This is a genomic window from Helicobacter cetorum MIT 00-7128, from assembly GCF_000259255.1.
GTDB lineage: Bacteria > Campylobacterota > Campylobacteria > Campylobacterales > Helicobacteraceae > Helicobacter > Helicobacter cetorum_B.
In genome coordinates this window covers 1,414,997-1,435,496 of sequence record NC_017737.1, presented here as the reverse complement: position 1 = coordinate 1,435,496, position 20,500 = coordinate 1,414,997, and the positions used below count along the sequence as shown (strand labels likewise).

Genomic DNA, 20,500 nt, shown 5'->3' with positions numbered 1-20,500 from the left:
ATACTAGGCTTAAAAATAACTAGATAATTAAAAATTAAATGAATATTTTAAAAAGGATTTGTTTATGGGAAGTTTGCTATAATGCAAGCTCTTGTTAAAATTTAGCATAAATTTGGCTAATTATTCGTATAATAATACTTTAATAAAAAAATTAACATCTTAGGAAGTGTTATGGAAGAAACAACGGCTTTTATTTTAGCTCTCGTGGGTTTGTTTACGGGAATTACAGCGGGATTTTTTGGTATTGGTGGGGGCGAAATTGTCGTGCCTAGCGCTATTTTTGCGCACTTTAGCTACAGCCATGCGGTAGGAATTTCTTTAATGCAAATGCTCTTTTCATCAGTTGTTGGCTCTATTATCAATTATAAAAAGGGCTTATTGGATTTGAAAGAGGGCTCTTTTGCAGCGCTTGGAGGGTTAATGGGTGCGATTTTGGGGAGCTTTGTATTAAAAGTGATTGATGATAGGATTTTAATGGGGGTGTTTGTGGTGGTGGTATGCTATACCTTTGTTAAATACGCCTTTTCTAGCGACAAAAAAGAGCCTAAGCATTTTGAAGAGGCGCATTTTGCTATGCACTCTAAAGAAAGCATGATAAAAGCACCTAAAAGCACCTTGCCTATTTTACATATTGATAAAACGCATGGGATTTTAATGCTTGCTGGGTTTGTTACGGGGATTTTTTCTATTCCATTAGGTATGGGTGGAGGGATTTTAATGGTGCCATTTCTAGGCTATTTTTTAAAATACGATTCTAAGAAAATTGTGCCTTTGGGCTTGTTCTTTGTGGTGTTTGCCTCATTATCTGGAGTTGTTTCGCTCTATAATGGAGGGGTGTTGAATAACATAACTATTCAAGCGGGAGTTATTACGGGTATTGGAGCGTTTTTAGGTGTGGGGATTGGGATTAGGCTCATTATGTTGGCTAATGAAAAGGTGCATAAAGTATTATTGCTATTAATTTATGCGCTAAGTATCATCGCTACTTTGCATAAGCTTATCGTAGGCTAAAGTAAGAGAAAGAGAGCTAAAATCCTTTGGGTTTTTGGCATTCTTTATCTTATTCTTTGAATATTTTTATTTTTGATTCTACAGAGTTACAAAAAATTAAAAGGCTCTACTTAAATAAGCTATTGATGTAAAACGCTTTTAATAGAGCCATGTTTTGATTGTTGTTTAAACAAATCATTTTGGTGTTTATTTTCTATGTTTTTATAGCGCATAAAATATTCTTTAAGCTTGTTTTTTAGAAAGATTTTTTTGGGATTTTAGCAAGTTCTATAACGCTTATAAAACCATACAAACAGACTAAAATTAGCTTAAAGACCCTTAACATAAAACAGATATAAAGAGCCTGTGCATGAAATCAAATGTTTGTTATTTTTACTTATTATCAATAAAATATTGATGTGTAGTAATCATTTTATTATATCTTATAGTGTTTTTGTTTGTTAAATTTTAAATTTTGCTTAAAGTTATTTTGAGATTGTAGAATAAATTATAAACACGATAATGAGACTTGATAGGGGCTTGTTTTTGCATAGGGGTAATCATCAATAAAAAGTGAGAATGATTTGGACTCTTTAGGAAAGATTTTTCCTTCAAAAGTTTTTTCATAAGTCTTTTTAACAAACCATTTAAAAGCGTATTCTTCAACAAAATTATGCGGTGTTTTAAGGATTTCTAAGCGTAAAAAACATTTTTGCAAAATAAATTTGCCGGTATTTTTAACTTCTACTTGCAAGGAAAAGGCGTTTGTGTAAGAAAGGGGGTTAGCCTGCACTAATTGTGTTTCTATAGGATAGAGATATTTAGTTAGGATTTGCTTAAGCATAAAGGGCATGCTTAAAAACGCACCAAAAAATAATAGCACACTCACAATGGATATAACACGATTTCTTGAAAGTAAAGTTACAAGCAATAAAAGGGCGCAAAATAATGCCAATACCCCAAAGATTAGAGCACTCACTAAAGTAGTGTTACTCAAAAAGTCTTTGAAAGTCTCCAAGAACGCTTGCACGGCTTGGATATGGGCATTATTTAGCATTGGGCAATAATCTTATTATTCTTTAGTATTAGCGATACTAGATTTAACCTTGCTCTTAGTGTCAATCCAAATATTAGGCACTGCTCCACCCGGAGTTAGCATGATTTGAGCGTTATTATTAGTTTTTAAAGCCTCATTAAATTTGCCTTGCACTTCAATTTGGCGTAATTTTAAAAGCTTATCACTCAAACTTTGTGAAATACTTAAATTGGCTTGAGATTTTGCCTTAGCCTCAATCACAATCGCATCCGCTACACCTTGAGCTTTAATTCTGTTAGCATCTGCCTCACCCTTAGCTAAAGCAGCTTGTTTTTGAGCCTCTTGTTTGGAGCGTTCCACTTCGTATTTCACACGCTCAGATTCTTGGCGTGCGATTTGCACCTTTTCAATTTGCTCTTTAATCTTAGCGGGTAAGACAATTTCTCTTAATTGAATGGAGCTTAACTCTACAGGGGTGTTAGGAAGTTTGGAGACTTCTTTGTTAATACCGCTATTGATAAGAGCAGCAATTTCATTGCGTTTAATGGGTAAATCTTCAGCCGGATAGCGCCCTACGACAGAACGCACCACATCACGCACCACGGGATTGATGATTTTTTGCTCCCAAGATAAGCCATAAGTAGCGATAGTTTGGGGGGTGGTTTGGGGGTTTAGGCGATATTGCACGGTAAGCTCAATAGAAACGGTCAAGCCCCTACTATCCATAACATTAATGGCGTCGTTTCTAAAAATGCCTTGATTTTTACCGGCTACGCCCATGTCTTCTGTGCGTGAAAAATTAATGTTTCTGATTCTAGTATCTACAATTAAAATGTCTTGAATGATTGGCACAAAAAAATGGATTCCCGGCTGTAAGGGGGTAGATTCATATTTTCCAGCCGTGATTTTAATGCCAATTTCTCCTGAGCTAATGACTTCAAAGGGTTTGGCAATATAGGCTAAAATTCCTAGTATAGAAATGATAATTAGAGCTGAAAATTTTTTAGAGCTAAAAAAATTATTAGGGGGGCTAAAGCGCTCTCTTGGCTCATTAGGAGGCGTGGAATTAGAATGATTAGAGGGTTTTTGAGAGCTTTTCTTTTTTAAATGTTCGTTCAAATCAATTGGCATGAATGTTCCTTAATTTTAAAATATTTTAATGCTAATTGCAACTTGCTAAATTCCATAGGCTAGGGGCGCCTATGGTTTTTAGAGTGGTTACGATTAGACTTTTTATGGTGCTTATCCTTAGAATAGCCTCTTTTTGGGCTATGCCCTTTAGAGCGGTGCTTATTATGCTGTTTATTTTCTTTTCTCTCTCTTGATTCTTTAGGATTTTGAATGGCATGGAGTTCTTGTTGGTTAAGCCCAATTTTGTTAGTTTCAAATTGTAAGCTTAAAAGCTTTAAAATGAGTTGAGAGGGTTCAAACTCTTCTTTAAGTTGCTCATAAAGGCTTACAATTCCTTCAGAAACTTTAGCGTTTTGCAAGGTTTTGACAATCTGGTTTTCGTCCATTGAGGGGATTTCAAAAAGCTCAATTTTTGAGCCAATATCTTTTTGCATGCGTAAAAGCTCTTTATACTCTAGGGGGGTTACTAGAGTGATAGCAACCCCCTTTTTCCCTGCTCTTCCGGTTCTTCCAATGCGATGGATATAGCTTTCAGTATTAAGGGGCAAATGGTAGTTAAACACATGGCTTACATCACTAATATCTAACCCACGACTTGCTACATCAGTGGCCACTAAAACATCTACTTCATTCTTTTTGAATGCCATAATAGAGGCTCGGCGTTCTCTTTGCTCCATATCCCCATGTAAAGCGGTGCATTTATAATTTTTGGCATTAAGGATTTGATTGAGTTCATTAGCCTCTTTTTTGGTGCGTGTGAAAATAATGCTTTTAGCTAGAGATTGCGTGTCTAAAAGGCGCATGATAGCCTCAGATCTCTCATGCTCATTAATCACATAAAAGCGTTGCGAAATATCTGTGTTAGTGATATTTGAGGGGGCAATATGGATTTTAATAGGATTTTCTAAAATCTTATCAGCGAGTTTTTTAATCGGCTCTGGCATAGTAGCTGAAAAGAGCAAAATTTGAGCCTCGCTGGGAAGATAGTCAAAAATTTCTTCAATATCATCTAAAAAGCCCATATCTAGCATTTCATCGCTTTCATCTAAGACAACCACTCTTGGCACAAAGCGTGAAATGCGCTCATTTTTTAAATGGTCTAATAATCTTCCGGGGGTTGCAATCATCACTTGAGGGTTTTTTTCAATAAATTCGCATTGTCTTTTAATGCTTTGACCGCCATAGACGCACACGGTTTTGGTGCGAGTGTGCTTGCCTAATTTAAAAATCTCATCACTAATTTGCATAGCTAGTTCTCTAGTAGGTGTGATGATTAAGGCCTCTATGGTGTGATTGTTTTTAAGGTTATTGATGATGGGGAGAGCAAAAGCAGCGGTTTTTCCCGTGCCGGTTTGGGCTTGTGCAACTACATCTCTACCTTGCAAGACAGCTGGAATGGCCTTTTCTTGAATGGGACTTGGAGAAGTAAAACCTGCCTCTTGAATTGATTTTAATACTTGGGCTTTTAAGCCTAAATCATTAAAACTTGGTTTTTTGTTATTGTCGTTGTCATCATCTAATTCGGTGGGGAGCTCATCAAACAACTCAGTTTCTTTGGAATAGTCTTGAGTGTGCTTAGTTGTATTAGTGTTATGTGTCATGGGGGGTTTATTACCTCGTATATGTTGTTAATCTTAATAAAACTAGGTTATGGCATTTTGGTAAGAATGCGTTTTTAAGACTTAAATATTTAATGGATATTATCTATTTGTTGAATATTTAGAAAATATCAAATTTTCATCTAGTTCTAATGCTTGAAAGTATAACATAAAATTACAGAGTTATTATGCTAAAGGCTCTCTAGCTTAGGGATTAAATGATTATTCTTAGCTTTAAGTCAAGTTGTGTTAAAATCACTATCAAAAATTAGAGATATTTAAGGTGTTATAGGGTGCTTTTTTTGAAGCGTTGCAATAAAATTTTAATGATAGGGCTATTGGCATTACAAGGGCTATTAGCCGAAAAAATTGGCGATATAGCTAGTATTGTTGGGATTAGAGATAACCAGCTTATTGGCTATGGGCTTGTGATTGGCTTAAATGGCACAGGGGATAAGTCAGGCTCAAAATTCACCATGCAATCGGTTTCAAACATGCTAGAAAGCGTGAATGTCAAAATTTCTGCTGATGATATTAAGTCTAAGAATGTCGCTGCGGTGATGATTACAGCATCTTTACCTCCCTTTGCAAGACAAGGTGATAAGATTGATATTAAGATTTCTTCTATTGGAGATGCGAAGTCTATTCAAGGGGGGACTTTAGTGATGACCCCTTTAAATGCAGTAGATGGAAATATTTATGCTCTCGCCCAAGGGGCTATTACTTTAGGAAATTCTAATAATTTGCTTTCGGCAACCATTATCAATGGAGCTACTATTGAAAGAGAAGTTTCTTATGACTTATACCATAAAAATGCTATGACATTGAGTTTAAAAAGCCCTAATTTTAAAAATGCTATTCAAGTGCAAAATACCTTAAATCAAGTGTTTGGTAAGGGTGTAGCCAAAGCATTAGACCCAAAAACCATTAAACTTGTGCGCCCTGAGCGTTTTTCTATGGTGGAGTTTTTAGCCTTGGTGCAAGAAACACCTATTTCTTATAGCTCTAATAATAAGATTATTGTAGATGAAAAGTCTGGAACTATTGTTTCTGGGGTAGATGTTGTGGTGCATCCTATAGTAGTTACAAGCAATGATATTACGCTTAAAATCACCAAAGACCCCCTAGAAGATTCTAAAAATACACAAGATTTAGATAATAATATGTCCTTAGATACCAAGAAAAACACCCTTAGTTCTAATGGGGGGAAAATTACGATTGCAAGCGTGGTTAAGGCATTGCAAAAAATTGGCGTGAGTTCTAAGGGAATCATTTCAATCTTAGAGGCTATGAAAAAAAGTGGTGCAATCAGTGTGGAAATGGAGGTTATGTGATAAATAATAACAAAGCGATGTTAGAACAATATGCAATAGGAAAATTAGCCAGTCAAGAAAAATTAAATGCTTTAGCAAAAAATGGCGCTAAAGATGACAAGTTATTGAAAGAGCAAACGGATTCTTTTGAGGCATTATTATTAAAATTTATGCTTGATACAGCTATGAAAATGGATAATCCTTTATATCCTAAAGCACCGGGTGCAGACATTTACACTTCCATGTATAAGGATTCATTAGCTAAAGAATTGAGTGGTAATTTTGGTTATAGTGAAATGTTATTTAATTTCTTAAAAGAGCAAGAAAAACAAAAATCATGAAAAAACCTAAGCGCTTTAAGCGCCATTTAAAACCTTCATTAAAAAGCTTATTGCCTAATAAATTAGAGGATAATGCTATCTTTTTGGAGAGCTTTAAAAGCAAGGATAATGAAGAAAACTTGCTAGAAAGCTTTTCGGGTAAAAAGGATATGCAAGAGTTACTAGCGCTTTTAAATGAATTTATCTTGCAAAGCTATAAAGTAGAAAAAGAGTTTAAAGATTACAAAGCTCTTTATGAGTGGGTCATAGAGATTTTGCCCCAAGCTATTTGGGTAGTGAATGAAAATGGGAGCTTTTTTTATAAAAACTCTTTGGCAAGTCAAAACGATGAAATTTTTAATAAAGCTAAATTAGAGGGGTTTAATACTGAAGTAGAGCATGAGACTAAAAGCTATTTGTTCCAGCAAAATAGCATTCAAAGCAAGCAAATTATTACTGCTACTGATATTACTATGCAAAAACGCCAAGAGCGTCTCGCATCTATGGGAAAAATCTCTGCTCATTTAGCCCATGAAATTAGAAACCCTGTAGGTTCTATCTCGCTTTTAGCCTCAGTGTTATTAAAACATGCTAATGAAAAAACTAAGCCCATTGTTTTAGAATTACAAAAAGCTTTATGGCGTGTAGAAAGGATTATTAAAGCAACCTTACTTTTTTCTAAAGGTATTCAAGCTAATCGCACCAAGCAAAGTTTAAAAGTGCTTGAAAATGATTTAAAAGAGGCTTTAAGTTGCTATACCTATTCTAAAGAAATTGATTTTATCTTGGACTTTAGCGAAGAAGAGGGGGTTTTTGACACGGATTTAATGGGGATTGTGTTACAAAATTTCCTATACAACGCTATTGATGCGATTGAGGCTTTAGAAGAGAGCGAACAAGGGGAAGTTAAAATCACAGCATCTATTCAAAATGATTTTATAGTGTTTAGAATCACTGATGATGGCAAGGAAGTAGAGAATAAAAACGCCTTGTTTGAGCCTTTTGAAACAACTAAGCTTAAAGGGAATGGATTGGGATTAGCCCTTTCTTTGCAAGTGGTTAAAGCCCATGAGGGAAGTATCACGCTTTTAGAGAGTGCTAGTAAAACTTTTGAGATTAAAATTGCCAATTCTTTTTAATTTTGAGAGTTTATAACAATAAAAAACATTCTATTAACTCTTTTTTTGTAGGATAATGCTTAAGGTCTTTTATGCGACATGTATAAGAGATTTAATAGATTATAAAAGGATTACCAAATGAAAACAATTGAAATTTTGAAACACTTACAAGCAGACTCTATTGTATTATTTATGAAAGTGCATAACTTTCATTGGAATGTTAAAGGGCATGATTTTTTCCATGTGCATAAGGCTACTGAAGAGATTTATGAGGAATTTGCCGAAATGTTTGATGATGTAGCTGAAAGAATTGTGCAACTAGGGCATCACCCTGTAGTTACTCTAACTGAAGCTCTTAAATTAGCGCATGTGAAAGAAGAGACTAAAACAAGTTTTCATTCTAAAGAAATTTTTGAAGATATTTTAAAAGACTACGAGCATTTATTAAAAGAGTTTAAAAAACTTTCAGAAGTAGCTGAAAAAGAGAATGATAAAGTAACTATTGCTTATGCTGATGAAAAATTGGCTAAATTAGAAAAGTCTATTTGGATGCTTAAGGCGCATTTAGGCTAAAAGAGTGGGTAATAAAGCGATGAAAGATTATTCTAACCTTGAAATTTTTGAAGGAAGTCCTTTAGACAAATGGAATGATATTCTTTTTAACGCTAGTAAAAAACTTTCTAAAAAAGAGCTAGAGAGGCTTTTAGAGCTTTTAGCTCTTTTAGAGACTTTTATAGAAGAAGAGAATTTAGAAGAGAAATTTAGATTTTTTGCTAATACTTTGACAAGTAATGAGGGCATTCAACAAAAAGTAGAAACCAAGCAAAATGATATTGCTATCCAGTCTATGGCAAACATTCTTAGCGAGAATGAATAAAATTATTGGCTGTATTTTTGTGCTTGTTTTTGCCCTAAGGGCATTTGCGCTTGACTATGGGATAGATCAAACTTTGGAATTGAAAAAAGATGAAGTTTTTATTGGGGCTATCCAAGATACCTCTGCTCAAGCACCCTCAAAAAAGTTAGCATTATATTGGACTTTATATGAAAATAAGGGTTTAGTAGTAACCATGCGTTTTAATAATTTTCCTCATCAATTTATTTTATATGCGGATTATTCAAGAAATACTTATAATATTGCAGTCTCTCAAGAGAGCTTTGCGCATAATAGCCATTTGTCAGTCGTATTTAAAGACTTTAAAGACAATAAAGCTACTTTAAGGCTTTTAGCGTCTAAAAATCTTTCCCTTGAAACTGCTCAATAAGGAAAAATTATATATGCTAGATAAAGAAAGGGCGTTAAATGTAGTCCAAGAAAAAGTTGCTTGTTGGGTTAAAGATTTAAAAAGTCCGCCCATTGAAGAACTATTTTCTAAAATTGGTTTTGGGAAAATGTTGCGCTCAAAGCTCATGTTGGCTTTATTAGATGAAAAGATAAGTGCTGAAAAATGGGAAAAAACGCTTAATTTATGCGCTATTGTAGAGATGATACAAACCGCCTCTTTATTGCATGATGATGTGATTGATGAGGCAACAACACGCCGAAAGCTCCCTAGCATTAACGCTCTTTTTGGCAATAAAAACGCCATTATGCTTGGCGATGTGTTTTATTCTAAAGCCTTTTTTGAATTATCTAAAATGGGCGAAGTTATTGCGCAAATCCTTTCAAATGCGGTTTTGAGACTCTCAAGAGGCGAAATTGAAGATGTGGTTATAAGTGAGAGTTTTAATACAGAAAAAGAAAAATATTGGCGTATTTTAGAGGATAAAACCGCCTCTTTTATGCAAGCAAGCCTAGAGAGTGTGGCTATTCTACTTGGTAAGAATAGAGAGGTTTATGCGAGCTTTGGGCTAAATTTTGGCATGGCATTTCAAATTATAGATGATTTGTTAGATGTAACCCAAGACGCTCAAACCTTAGGTAAGCCCAATTTTAATGATTTTAAAGAGGGGAAAACCACGCTACCTTACTTGCTTTTATATGATAAATTAGCAGAAAATGAACGCAAACTTTTGATTTCGTATTTTAAAAGCGATAAACAAGAAGTCATAGAATGGACTAAAAAAAAGTTTGCACAATATAAGATTGTAGAACAAACTCTTGAAGTGGCTAAAACTTATTCTAAAAAAGCCCTAAAAGCTATTGAAGGCGAGAATAATGCGATTTTAGAAGAATTGGCACACAATGTTACTCAAAGGGTTTTTTAAATGCTAGATTCAGTAACGCATTCTTTTTGTTATCTTGTTCTAGCTTTTACGCATAAAAACATGAGTATAGAAATGCGTGAAAAATTAGCCTTTAGCTCGCCAAAAGCCTTAAAAGATTTTTTACAAAGCATTAAAGACACTTGTCCAAGTATTAAAGAATGCATGGTGTTATCTACTTGCAATCGCTTTGAAATTTATGCAAGCGCTTTTAATCACCAAAGCACTAATGAGTTAAAAATAGCTCTTTTAAAAATATTATCAAGTCTTAAGGGTTTAAGTGTTGCTAGTTTGGATAAGTGCGCTTTATTTCATGTGAATGAAAGTGCCGTTCATCATGTATTTTGTGTGTGTAGTAGTTTGGATAGTATGGTTGTTGGAGAAACCCAAATTACAGGGCAAATGAAAAATGCCTATAAATTCGCCTTTGAAGAGGGGTTTTGTGCTAAGAATCTCACACGATTATTGCATTTTGCCTTTAAATGTGCGGCTAAAGTAAGGAATGCAACTTGTATTTCTAAGCAAAGTATTTCTGTTTCTTCAATCGCTGTAAAAGAGGCAAACACTATTTTTGAAAAAGAGCAAATCATACCTAAAAAAGCTCTTGTTATAGGGCTTGGAGAGACTTCTAAGTTAGTTATTAAGCACCTTTTAGCCAAGAAGTTTGAAATTTTAGTTTTAGGGCGCAATATTGATAAATTCAAGCATTTTTTAGAAGAGCTAGAAGAGCCTAGTAAAGTAGAATTTAAAACAATAGAACATTTAAAAACTTGTATCAACGAATATGCCCTTCTATTTTCGGCGACTTCTTCGCCTACTTATGTGGTGCAAAATTCAATGCTAGAAGAAACGCCTTTTAGGCGTTTTTGGTTTGATTTGGCTGTGCCAAGAGATATTGAAAAACCTATATTGGATAATATCTTTTTGTATAGCGTAGATGATTTAGAACCAATGGTTAGAGAAAATGTAGAAAATAGGCGTGAGAGTAGCTACAAGGCTTATGAAATCATAGGGCTTTCTACTATGGAATTTTATCAATGGATTCAAAGTCTTGAAGTAGAACCTTTAATCAAAGAATTAAGAGAGTTAGCTAGAATTTCAGCTCAAAAGGAATTGCAAAAAGCCATTAAAAAACGCTATGTGCCTAAAGAATATGAGAATAATATTGAAAAGATTTTGCATAATGCTTTCAATACTTTTTTGCATAATCCTACAATCACTTTAAAAAAGAACGCTCACAAAGAAGAATCTGATGTGCTTGTAGGCACGATTAAAAGCTTGTTTAACTTAGATAAAGCAGAAAGTGCCAAAAATTTAAATCTTTACAAATGCGATTACTATAAGGAATAAGAATGTTATTTTCAAAATTATTTGCTCCAACCCTCAAAGAACCCCCTAAAGACGCTGTGTTAAAAAGCCATAAGCACTTAGCCCAAGCAGGGTATATCCATCAAATTGGAAGTGGTGTTTATAATCTTTTGCCTTTAGCTAAAAAGGTTATCAATAAAATAGAAAAAATCACGCATAAGCGCATGCAAGAGCATGGGGCGCAAGAATTATTGATGAGTTTTGTGGTTCCGGCGAGTTTATGGGAAAAATCAGGGCGTTTGGATAAATATGGTAAAGAACTACTAATTTTTAAAGACAGAAAAGACAATGATTTTGTTTTAAGCCCTACTTTAGAAGAGAATATCACCCAAATTGCTGGCACTTATTTAAAAAGCTACAAGCAATTACCTATCCATCTCTATCAAATCCACACTAAATTTCGTGATGAAATCCGCCCACGCTTTGGGCTTGTGAGAGCGAGAGAATTTATTATGAAAGACGGCTATAGCTTTCATGAAAATATTGAGAGCTTGGATAAAGAGTTTTTAAACACAGAAAGTGCTTATAAAGAAATTTTAAGTGATTTGGGGTTAGATTTTCGCATTGTAGAAGCTGATAGTGGGGCGATTGGGGGGAATAAAAGTAGGGAATTTGTTGTTCTTACAGAATGTGGGGAAGACACGATTGTGGTGTGTCAAAATTGCGATTATGCAGCTAATATTGAAATCGCTAAACGCTCCAAAAGATTAGAGCCTTTGAATGTGCCAAAAGCAAATTTCGCTAAGTTTCCTACCCCTAATGTTACAAGCATTCAAAGTGTTGCAGAGTTCTTTAAAATAGAGCCTTATTTTGTGTTAAAAGCGGTTGTTAAAAAGGTCATTCATAAAGACAAAGAAACTTTAGCGTGTTTTTTTACTAGGGGCGATGACAATTTAGAAGAGACAAAAGCCCTAAACGCTTTGAATGCTTTAGGAGCAAATGCTTTAGAATTAGTCGATGCGAGTAAGGATGATTTAGAAAAAGCTGGGCTAGTAGCTGGCTTTGTAGGGCCTTATGGTTTGAAAAAGCATGTTTCTTATATTGTTTTTGATGAAGATTTAAAAGATTGTGATTGCTTAATTGCTGGGGCTAATGAAAAAGATTTTCATGTAGTGGGTGTGAATTTAGAAGAGTTTGAAAACCTTGTTTATAGAGATATTATCCAAGTCAAAGAGAGTGATAATTGCCCTTGTTGTAAGGGGGCATTGAAGTATCATAAGAGTTTGGAAGTGGGGCATATTTTCAAACTTGGGCAAGGCTATGCTAAAAGCTTGAAAGCAAGTTTCTTGGATAAAAATGGCAAAGAGCAATTTTTTGAAATGGGTTGTTATGGGATAGGCATTAGTAGGTTGCTTAGTGCGATTTTAGAGCAAAAGAGCGATAATTTAGGTTGTGTATGGACAAAAAATACCGCCCCCTTTGATGTGGTTATCGTGGTTTCTAATGTGAAAGATGAGTCTCAACAACAGCTCGCTTTTGAAGTATATGAAAGATTGCTTAAAAAAGGTGTTGATGTTTTATTAGACGATAGAGATGTGCGTTTTGGGGCAAAAATGAGAGATTTTGAGCTTATTGGGGAGCGATTCGCTCTTATTATTGGGAAGCAAACTTTAGAGAGTAAAGAATTTGAGTGTATCAAACGCTCTAATTTAGAAAAACAAATGCTTAAAGACACTGAATTAGAAGTTAGAATTTTAGAAATGCTAGAGAGTGAGTAGGGGGGTTAATAAAATGGAAAAATTATTGATTGGCTCTAGGGGGAGCGAACTTGCTTTATGGCAAGCGAATTACATTAAACAACGCCTAAAAACAGAATGCTCTATAGAAAGCGAGATTAAAATAATCAAAACTAAGGGTGATAAGATTTTAGACACGCCTTTGAATAAGATTGGGGGTAAGGGGTTATTTACTAAGGAATTAGAAGAATTGCTATTAAGTGGGGAAATTGATTTAGCCGTGCATTCTTTAAAAGATGTGCCGGTAGTGTTTGAAAACGAATTAGACTTGGCGTGTATCACTAAAAGAGCTGATGTGAGAGACACTTTTTTAAGTATTAAATACTCTGATTTAATGAGCTTGCCTAAGGGGGCAAAAGTTGGCACCACTTCTTTAAGACGCTCCATGCAACTCAAATTTAAACGCAAAGATTTAGACACAGAGAGCTTAAGGGGGAATGTCCAAACCCGTTTAAAAAAGCTTGAACTAGGTGCGTTTGATGCTATCATTTTAGCTGAGGCAGGGTTGCAACGCTTAGAAATTAAAGGAGCAAAATATCGCAAAGCTTTTAGCGTTGATGAAATGATTCCTAGCATGGGACAGGGGGCGTTAGGGGTAGAAATGCTAAAAAGCCACAAGCATTTTTCAACCCTTCAAAAACTCAATGATGAAGAAAGTGCGTTTTGCTGTAATTTAGAAAGAGAGTTTGTCAAAGCCCTTGATGGGGGGTGTCAAATTCCTATAGGTGTGCATGCAAGCATCATTAATGATGAAGTCAAAATCCAAGCGATTTTGGGCTTACCTAATGGAGAGCAAGTCATTTCTAAAGAAAAACAAGGGAAAAAAGTTAGAGCGTTTTTATTGGTTGAAGAGCTTTTAGAAGAGTTTATAGCTAGTGGGGCTAGAGAGATTTTAGACAAGGCTCAATTATTTTAATGCGTTTTGTTATCATGTTAGCAATAACTCTGTTAAGCTTAAATGCTAAAGAGAACGACTTTATCTCAGATTTTGAATACGGATTAGCCCTTTATAAAAACCCTAGGGGTATTACTTGTGTAAAATGTCATGGCATTAAGGGGGAGGGGCAAAAAATCACTTCTTATTATGAAAAAGATAGCGAGAAAGCCCTCTATGCCCCTAAAATCAATGACTTGGATTTTAAAACTTTTAAAGACGCTTTGAGTTTGGGTAAGGGTATGATGCCTAAATACAATCTCAATTTAGAAGAAGTGCAAGCGATTTATCTTTACATCACTTCTAAAACCCATTAGATAATAAAATAATATTCTTAATGTTTTTTATTTTAAAATATTGCCCTAGATGTTGCGGTTAATATTTAAATTTATATGTTAGAATACCAAGTTAGATTGCTTTATTTTCTAAGATAAGGGATTAGAATTAGGGCTAAATAGGTTTTATCAAAAAAGGTTAAAAATGAAATGGAATCTTAGAGTTTTAAAGGCAGTAGCTAAAGCATTGCTGTTAAGTAGCCTTTGGGTGCATTTTGCCATGGCTGTTGAAAATAGCAATTTAGAAAAAGGCAATAAAGCCTATGAGAATGGCGATTATTGGAAAGCTACGACTAATTTTAAAAAAGCTTGTAATGATGGCGTAAGTGATGCTTGTGCGCACTTGGGGGTTATCTATGAAAATGGTCAAGGCACTAGACCAGATTATAAAAAAGCATTCAATTTTTATGAAAAAGCATGTGAGATGAATAGCAAGGAGGGTTGCTCTGGTTTAGGCGGACTCTATGATGAGGGGCTTGGAGTCAAGCAAGATTATCAAAAAGCTATCAATTTTTATCGTAAGGCTTGCACCTTAAAAGACCCTAGAGCATGCTTTAATATAGGGATTATCTATGATAGAAGAGTGCTTGGGAATTACAACGAGGCGATTGTCTTTTATAGAAAAAGCTGTATTATGGGAGTGGGCGAAGGGTGCTATATCTTAGGCACTATTTATGAAGAGGGGCTAAAAGTTAAAAAGAGTTATTTGCAATCAGTGATTTTCTATAGAAAAGCATGCGATTTGAAAAGTGGCGATGCTTGCCATTCAATAGGCATTATGTTTAAATACGGCGAGGGGGTATTCCAAGATTTAGAGCAAGCGCATGAATATTTAAAAAGGGCTTGCGAATTGAATAGTCGTGAGGGTTGTGCAAGCTTGGGGGTTATGTATATGCAAGGCGAATATATTAAGAAAAACTACCATACTGCTTTAGAATATTTTCAAAAAGCTTGCGAAATGGGAAGTGGAGTCAGTTGTTCTAGGGTAGGTTATATGTATGCTCAAGGTGATGCGGTAGGCAAGGATATGAGAAAAGCTTTGGACAATTACGAGAGGGGTTGTGATATGGGCGATGATAGAGGGTGCTTTGCTCTAGCTGGAATCTATTATAACAATAAGGACAACGATAACGCTATAAGAATCTATGATAAAGGTTGCAGGCTTGGTATGAAACAAGCATGTGATAATGCCTCAAGACTTAAAGGTTTTTAAAACCTTTTAGATAAAACTTTTTTCTGCCCTTTTTGGGGTTGGTATTTTTGGTAGGATTTTTATTAATTTTTTTTAAGCAATTTTCAAAAAGCCTCAAAAATCTTTTTATTTGGAATGATGTCTATTAAATTTTTTAAAAAATGTATCCATTTCTATAACTTTATATCTTGTTAAAAGTTTAAGACTTTCTATATGAATTATTTTAATTTTTTATGGTAAATAATTTTTTATTAAAATTTATACATGAAATAAGATAATTTTGATATAAAGGCAATTATTTGCTAGAAAGATTTTGAATGGTATAATTTACTATTATCATAGATTAAGGGAAATAGCTAATGACTTTCTTAGAATTTGAAGAGCAATTTTTAAAACCACAAACCGATAATGTCATCAAAGGCACTTTATTTGAGATTTTATCTAAATATTTTTTGACTAAATTATCTAGCAAAGATAGTAGAGATTTTGTAAGCATTGATTTATGGGATAATTTTAAAGAAAAGAATGGCAAAGATTGTGGCATAGATATAGTCATTACAACCAAAAATAACGAATATATAGGCGTGCAGTGCAAATACCACAAAAACCCTATTAAATTAGAGAGCAATATTACTAATTTTTTCACGCTTTTACAAAGTGGTTTTGAAAGCCCTAGCAATAAAAAAATCCGTTTTAAAGAGGGGATATTAATCGCCACAAATGGTATTACAGAACCCGTGCAACAACAGCTCAATAATATTCAAAAGATGAATCATATTCCTATAGAAGTGATTGATAGAGACCAAATCAAAAAATTAGATATTGATTATCAATATTTAGTCAAAAACCATGCCATTAAAGAAAATTCAAAAACCTTGCACCCTTATCAAATAGAGGCAATTAACAAAGTTAAAGAGCATTATTATATTCATAATGAGACAAGGGGCAAGCTTATTATGGCATGCGGGACAGGCAAGACTTATACAAGCTTGCAAATCATAGAGCAATTAACCCCAAATAATTCCAACATTCTTTTTCTAGCCCCAAGTATTATGCTAGTAGGGCAAACTTTTAGAGAGTTTAGAGCCAATAGGGCTAAAAACACTTCTTGTTCCTATGCGCTTATTTGTAGTGATGAAGATGTGGGTAAAGTAAGCAAGGATAAAAAAGATGCTGATGAAATGCTTGATGGCTACATTTTAAATAAAGCTAGCACAAACCCACAAGATTTAATCAAAGCTTTTAAACATAAAAAACCTAATGAGCGTTTGATTGTCTTTAGCACTTATCAATCTATTGAAGTCATCTCTAAAGCCCAAAATTTAGAGCCTAGCTTAACATTTGAATTAATGATATGTGATGAGGCGCATAAAAGTGTGCCAAGCGTGGATAAAAAACAAGCTAAAGATAATGTGTTTGCCAAATGCCATGATAATGATTTCTTAAAAGCTAACAAACGCCTTTATATGACAGCCACTCCTAAAGTGCCAAAAATCAAAAAGAATAAAGACCCCCAAGAAATAGAATTTTTAAGCATGGACAATGAAGAAATCTTTGGCAAAGAGATTTTTTATTATGGGTTTGGACAAGCCATTGCTGAAAAAAGATTGTGCGATTATAAAGTGCTTGTTTTAATGACAGACACCAAAGAAATCGCTGATATAGTGAATATTTATAATAAAAAACACCACTTAAAAGAAGAGGCGCACAAAAAAGTCCAAGCTGAAGATGAGATAGATTATGAGTTTGTGGCTAAAATTCTAGGCATGTATAAAGCACTTAGTCGGTTCAATATCCAAGTTCTAGACACTACTAACAATCAAAATTCAACTTTAGTTGATTTAGGCGATACTACTACTAGCAAACAAGCCATAAGCTTTAGCACTTTTAAAAGCACCAGCAAAAAGATTACCAATCACGCTTGCAAGCTCATAGAATATTACAAGCAACTTTATGCCCCTAATTTAGCCCCCTTTGATTTAGAAATAGACCATATTGATGGCGAGATGAACGCCACTTTAAGAGCACACAAATTAGAATGGTTATCGCACAAAGCAGATAGTAACACCACTTGCAAAATTTTAAGCAACGCTAGGTGTCTATCTGAGGGCGTAGATGTGCCTAGCCTTGATAGTGTCATCTTTTTTGATAGCAAAGAGAGTAAGATTGACATCGCTCAAAGTATTGGTAGGGCTATTAGACTAGATAAGAATAACCCTAATAAAACGCATGGTTACATCATTTTACCGGTCGCTTACTCTAATGAGTATAACAGAAGTTTGAACGAATATGTTAAAAGCACGAGCTTTAGAGTGGTATGGGAAGTTTTAGGAGCCTTAAGAAGTATAGATGACAGGTTCATCGCTGATAACATTTATATCGCCCCACCAATGAGTGAGCGCTCAAGCAGTGGCGAAAAAACTAAAACTAAGCCACCAAAAATCAATTTTGAAGAGGGCTTTAGACTAGCCCAAAAGCTCCATTCAGTTATTGCTGAAAAAATCGGCGATAGTCTCTATTGGGAAAACTTTGGCAAAAAGGCAGCCACTAAAATTGAACCTATTAAAGAACGCTTAAGAGATATTGATAGAAAAACTAATGGCATTATTATCACAGACTTTTTAAAAGTATTAAGAAAAAACATTCATCATAACATTGATAAAAAAGAGAGTCTTGATATGCTCGCAAGCCATTTAATCCTAAACCCCATTTATAAAAGCATTTTAGGTCATTTTGATGAGCCTATTTCTAAGGCCTTAGAAGAACAAATTGCTAAACTTAAAAAAGAGGGTCTTAATGAGGGCGAAACAAAAGATTTAAAAGACTACTATAGAGAAGTAGAACGCCAAGCAAAAAGTGCTAAAAGTGATAGCAACAAGCTTAAATTACTCAATGCTTTGCATGAGGCTTTTATAGATGGCGTTTATAAGAAAGAAAAGCAAAAGCATGGCATCAATCTCACGCCCTTAGAAATCATAGACTTTTTATTGCATTCCACAAACTTTTTACTCTCAAAGCATTTTAATTTGAGTTTTGAAAACAAAGAAGTGAAGATTTTAGACCCATTCACAGGCACTGGAGCGTTTATCAGCAGGCTTTTAAGCCAAGAAAACGCCTTTTTTAAAAAAGAAATCGTTTTTGAAAAAGCAAACGATTTTTACGCTCAAGAAATCATGCTCTTAAGCTATCACACAGCGATTTTAAAAATCACTCAAACCTTACAAGAATACGATAAAAATGCCCCCTTATTTAAAAATGTGATTTTATGCGATAGTTTGGATTATTTAGAAGAAGAGGCGTATTTGAAAAATCAAAAAACCTTATTACCCGATTTTAAAGATGAGCCAACCCCACTAAGCGAAAACAAAAAGCTTAAAGACAAAGTCGCACAAAACTATATCACCATAGTTTGTTCTAACCCGCCTTATAGTTCTAAACAAGGCGATGTTAATGAAAATAACGCTAATTTAAAGCACCCTAATTTAGAAAAAGCGATTAAAAAAGCTTATACCGGTGGGTTCAATAAAAACGAGGGGCATACCACACGAGACACCTATATTCAAGCGATTTTTATGGCAACGCAAAAAATAGGCGATAAGGGCATTGTGAGTTTTGTGGTCAATAGCAGTTTCTTAGATAGTAAGGCAGGGGTAGGCTTTAGAAAACGCCTTTTAGAAGATTTTAACGAGCTTTATATCCTAGATTTAAGGGGGGATTTACAAAGCCAACAGCAAAATTTAAAGCAAAATGAGGGCGAAAATGTCTTTGATATTAAAGCCGGAGTGTGCTTATTTTTAGGCATGAAAAACCCTAGCCTAAATACCCACAAACTCTATTATTATGACATCGGCGATAATTTGAAGAAAAAGGACAAATTACGCTTTTTAACAGAAAATAAAAGCCTTTTTAACCTTGAATTTACAGAAATTGTGCCTAACGCACAATACGACTGGCTCAACCAACGAAATTCGGGGGGGGGGGGGGTATACTCTTCACTTATGTGCTTAAAAAAGTCAGCTGACACAACCAACGCTCTTTTTACCCTTAATTCTTTGGGAGTAGCAACGAGCCGAGATGAATGGGCTTATAACTTTTCACAAAAAACCTTGCAAAACACTATAGAAACAAGCCTAGAAACTTATCGTAACGATTTAGCGAGATTTGATTACGAAAACTTTAAATCTAAAATCCCTAGCAACATTAAAAAAGCGGATTACTACAAGTTTTTAGATAGTGAAATTACTATAAATGGTATTGTTCGTTGGGGTGATGATTTAAAAAAGCGTTTTGTAAGGCAAGAAATATTAGAAAATTACGACAATAAACATGTGCGAGTGGCAACTTACCGCCCTTTTGTTAAAACTTACTTATATTTTAAAAAAGAATGGATAGATAGACCACGAGAATTTTCTAATATTTTTCCTACACAAGAAAGTGAAAATAAGATTATTTGTATCTCTCAACTTAAATTTAGTGTTCTTATGTTAAATAATATAATAGATATGAATTTATCTGGAATTTCAGGTGGTATGACCGCCTACCCCCTTTATACTTATGAAAACGGCACACAAGAATACGCTATTAGTAAAGACTATCTCAATAAGTTTAGAGAGCATTACAATGATAATACAATCAGCTATGAAGACATTTTTTACTACACTTATGGCATTTTACACCACAAAGGTTTTAAAGAGACCTATAAAATCTATTTGCAAAAAGAAGACCCCAAAATCCCCTTAAGCAAAGATTTTAAAATTATTAGTGAATTAGGGAAAGAATTAGCCAACTTGCACCTAAACTACGAAACAAGCCCTTTAAAGCATGAGAGCTTTGAAATTATAGGCGATGTTAATGACCCTAAAACTTATGAAGTAGAAAAGATGAAATTTATAGATAAAACCACTAAAGAGTGCGTTATTTATAACAATCATATCACTATCACTGATATTCCTAGTGTGGCTTTTGAATACAAGCTCTGTGGCAATAGTGTTGTAGAAAGTTACATGAAAAATATGAGTATTAAAATCTCTAAAAAAGCCAAAAATAAAGAGGGCGATTTTATTACAGACAATCCTAATGATTTTAAAGGGGGCAAATACATTTTTGAAACTTTTTTAAGAGTGATAGCCTTAAGCATTAAAAGTGTGGAGTTAATAGAAAAAATTAGCGGTTTGAGTTATGAGTAAAAACTTTTTTATGATATATTTGGTTTAAAAATAATCAT

Annotated in this window: 17 protein-coding genes; 14 read left to right on the top strand and 3 right to left on the bottom strand. The window is 34.4% G+C overall.

Annotated features, from left to right (window positions below; translation table 11 throughout):
• The first annotated feature begins 171 nt into the window (after positions 1 to 171).
• A complete protein-coding gene (locus tag HCW_RS06670; protein WP_014661463.1) occupies positions 172 to 1,011 on the top strand; it encodes a sulfite exporter TauE/SafE family protein in 840 nt (279 codons plus the stop codon).
• 487 nt (positions 1,012 to 1,498) lie between these two features.
• Here HCW_RS06670 and HCW_RS06665 read toward each other — a convergent pair whose 3' ends face one another.
• From HCW_RS06665 to HCW_RS06655, 3 genes are read right to left on the bottom strand one after another with little or no spacing between them, the layout of a single operon-like run.
• The gene (locus tag HCW_RS06665) at positions 1,499 to 2,047 is read right to left on the bottom strand and encodes a DUF2393 family protein (RefSeq protein WP_014661462.1); all 549 of its coding nucleotides are present in this window, start codon (positions 2,045 to 2,047) and stop codon (positions 1,499 to 1,501) included.
• Positions 2,048 to 2,062: 15 nt separating this feature from the next.
• On the bottom strand, positions 2,063 to 3,157 hold the full coding sequence (locus tag HCW_RS06660) for a prohibitin family protein (RefSeq protein WP_014661461.1): 1,095 nt from the start codon (positions 3,155 to 3,157) through the stop codon (positions 2,063 to 2,065).
• 59 nt (positions 3,158 to 3,216) lie between these two features.
• Positions 3,217 to 4,758, bottom strand: coding sequence for a DEAD/DEAH box helicase (locus HCW_RS06655; RefSeq protein ID WP_014661460.1), 1,542 nt, complete (start codon positions 4,756 to 4,758; stop codon positions 3,217 to 3,219).
• 323 nt (positions 4,759 to 5,081) lie between these two features.
• Between HCW_RS06655 and HCW_RS06650 the strand changes: the two genes are divergently transcribed.
• From HCW_RS06650 to HCW_RS06590, 13 genes are all read left to right on the top strand, one after another.
• The gene (locus tag HCW_RS06650; RefSeq protein WP_155802315.1) at positions 5,082 to 6,089 is read left to right on the top strand and encodes a flagellar basal body P-ring protein FlgI; all 1,008 of its coding nucleotides are present in this window, start codon (positions 5,082 to 5,084) and stop codon (positions 6,087 to 6,089) included.
• A complete protein-coding gene (locus HCW_RS06645) occupies positions 6,086 to 6,409 on the top strand; it encodes a hypothetical protein (RefSeq protein WP_014661458.1) in 324 nt (107 codons plus the stop codon). The genes HCW_RS06650 and HCW_RS06645 overlap by 4 nt, the downstream gene beginning before the upstream one ends.
• Positions 6,406 to 7,527: a sensor histidine kinase gene (locus HCW_RS06640; RefSeq protein WP_014661457.1), complete on the top strand. Its 1,122-nt coding sequence runs from the start codon at positions 6,406 to 6,408 to the stop codon at positions 7,525 to 7,527. Before HCW_RS06645 ends, HCW_RS06640 begins: the two co-directional genes overlap by 4 nt.
• 117 nt (positions 7,528 to 7,644) lie before the next feature.
• On the top strand, positions 7,645 to 8,079 hold the full coding sequence (gene dps / locus HCW_RS06635) for a DNA starvation/stationary phase protection protein (protein WP_014661456.1): 435 nt from the start codon (positions 7,645 to 7,647) through the stop codon (positions 8,077 to 8,079).
• A 19-nt stretch (positions 8,080 to 8,098) separates the two neighbouring features.
• Entirely contained in the window at positions 8,099 to 8,383 is a 285-nt protein-coding gene (locus HCW_RS06630; RefSeq protein WP_014661455.1) for a DUF2018 family protein, read from the top strand.
• Positions 8,376 to 8,771 (top strand): hypothetical protein, encoded by a 396-nt coding sequence (locus tag HCW_RS06625; protein ID WP_014661454.1) that lies wholly within the window; start codon positions 8,376 to 8,378, stop codon positions 8,769 to 8,771. Before HCW_RS06630 ends, HCW_RS06625 begins: the two co-directional genes overlap by 8 nt.
• 13 nt (positions 8,772 to 8,784) lie before the next feature.
• A complete protein-coding gene (locus HCW_RS06620; protein WP_014661453.1) occupies positions 8,785 to 9,714 on the top strand; it encodes a polyprenyl synthetase family protein in 930 nt (309 codons plus the stop codon).
• Positions 9,715 to 11,061, top strand: a complete 1,347-nt coding sequence (hemA, locus tag HCW_RS06615) for a glutamyl-tRNA reductase (protein WP_014661452.1) — start codon at positions 9,715 to 9,717, stop codon at positions 11,059 to 11,061.
• Positions 11,062 to 11,063: 2 nt separating this feature from the next.
• Entirely contained in the window at positions 11,064 to 12,797 is a 1,734-nt protein-coding gene (gene proS / locus HCW_RS06610) for a proline--tRNA ligase (RefSeq protein ID WP_014661451.1), read from the top strand.
• Between the two features lie 13 nt (positions 12,798 to 12,810).
• Entirely contained in the window at positions 12,811 to 13,731 is a 921-nt protein-coding gene (gene hemC / locus HCW_RS06605) for a hydroxymethylbilane synthase (RefSeq protein ID WP_014661450.1), read from the top strand.
• Positions 13,731 to 14,066: a c-type cytochrome gene (locus HCW_RS06600; protein WP_014661449.1), complete on the top strand. Its 336-nt coding sequence runs from the start codon at positions 13,731 to 13,733 to the stop codon at positions 14,064 to 14,066. Before hemC ends, HCW_RS06600 begins: the two co-directional genes overlap by 1 nt.
• 163 nt (positions 14,067 to 14,229) lie before the next feature.
• The gene (locus HCW_RS06595; RefSeq protein WP_014661448.1) at positions 14,230 to 15,297 is read left to right on the top strand and encodes a tetratricopeptide repeat protein; all 1,068 of its coding nucleotides are present in this window, start codon (positions 14,230 to 14,232) and stop codon (positions 15,295 to 15,297) included.
• A 338-nt stretch (positions 15,298 to 15,635) separates the two neighbouring features.
• Positions 15,636 to 20,462, top strand: coding sequence for a type ISP restriction/modification enzyme (locus HCW_RS06590; RefSeq protein WP_014661447.1), 4,827 nt, complete (start codon positions 15,636 to 15,638; stop codon positions 20,460 to 20,462).
• The last annotated feature ends 38 nt before the right edge of the window (positions 20,463 to 20,500 follow it).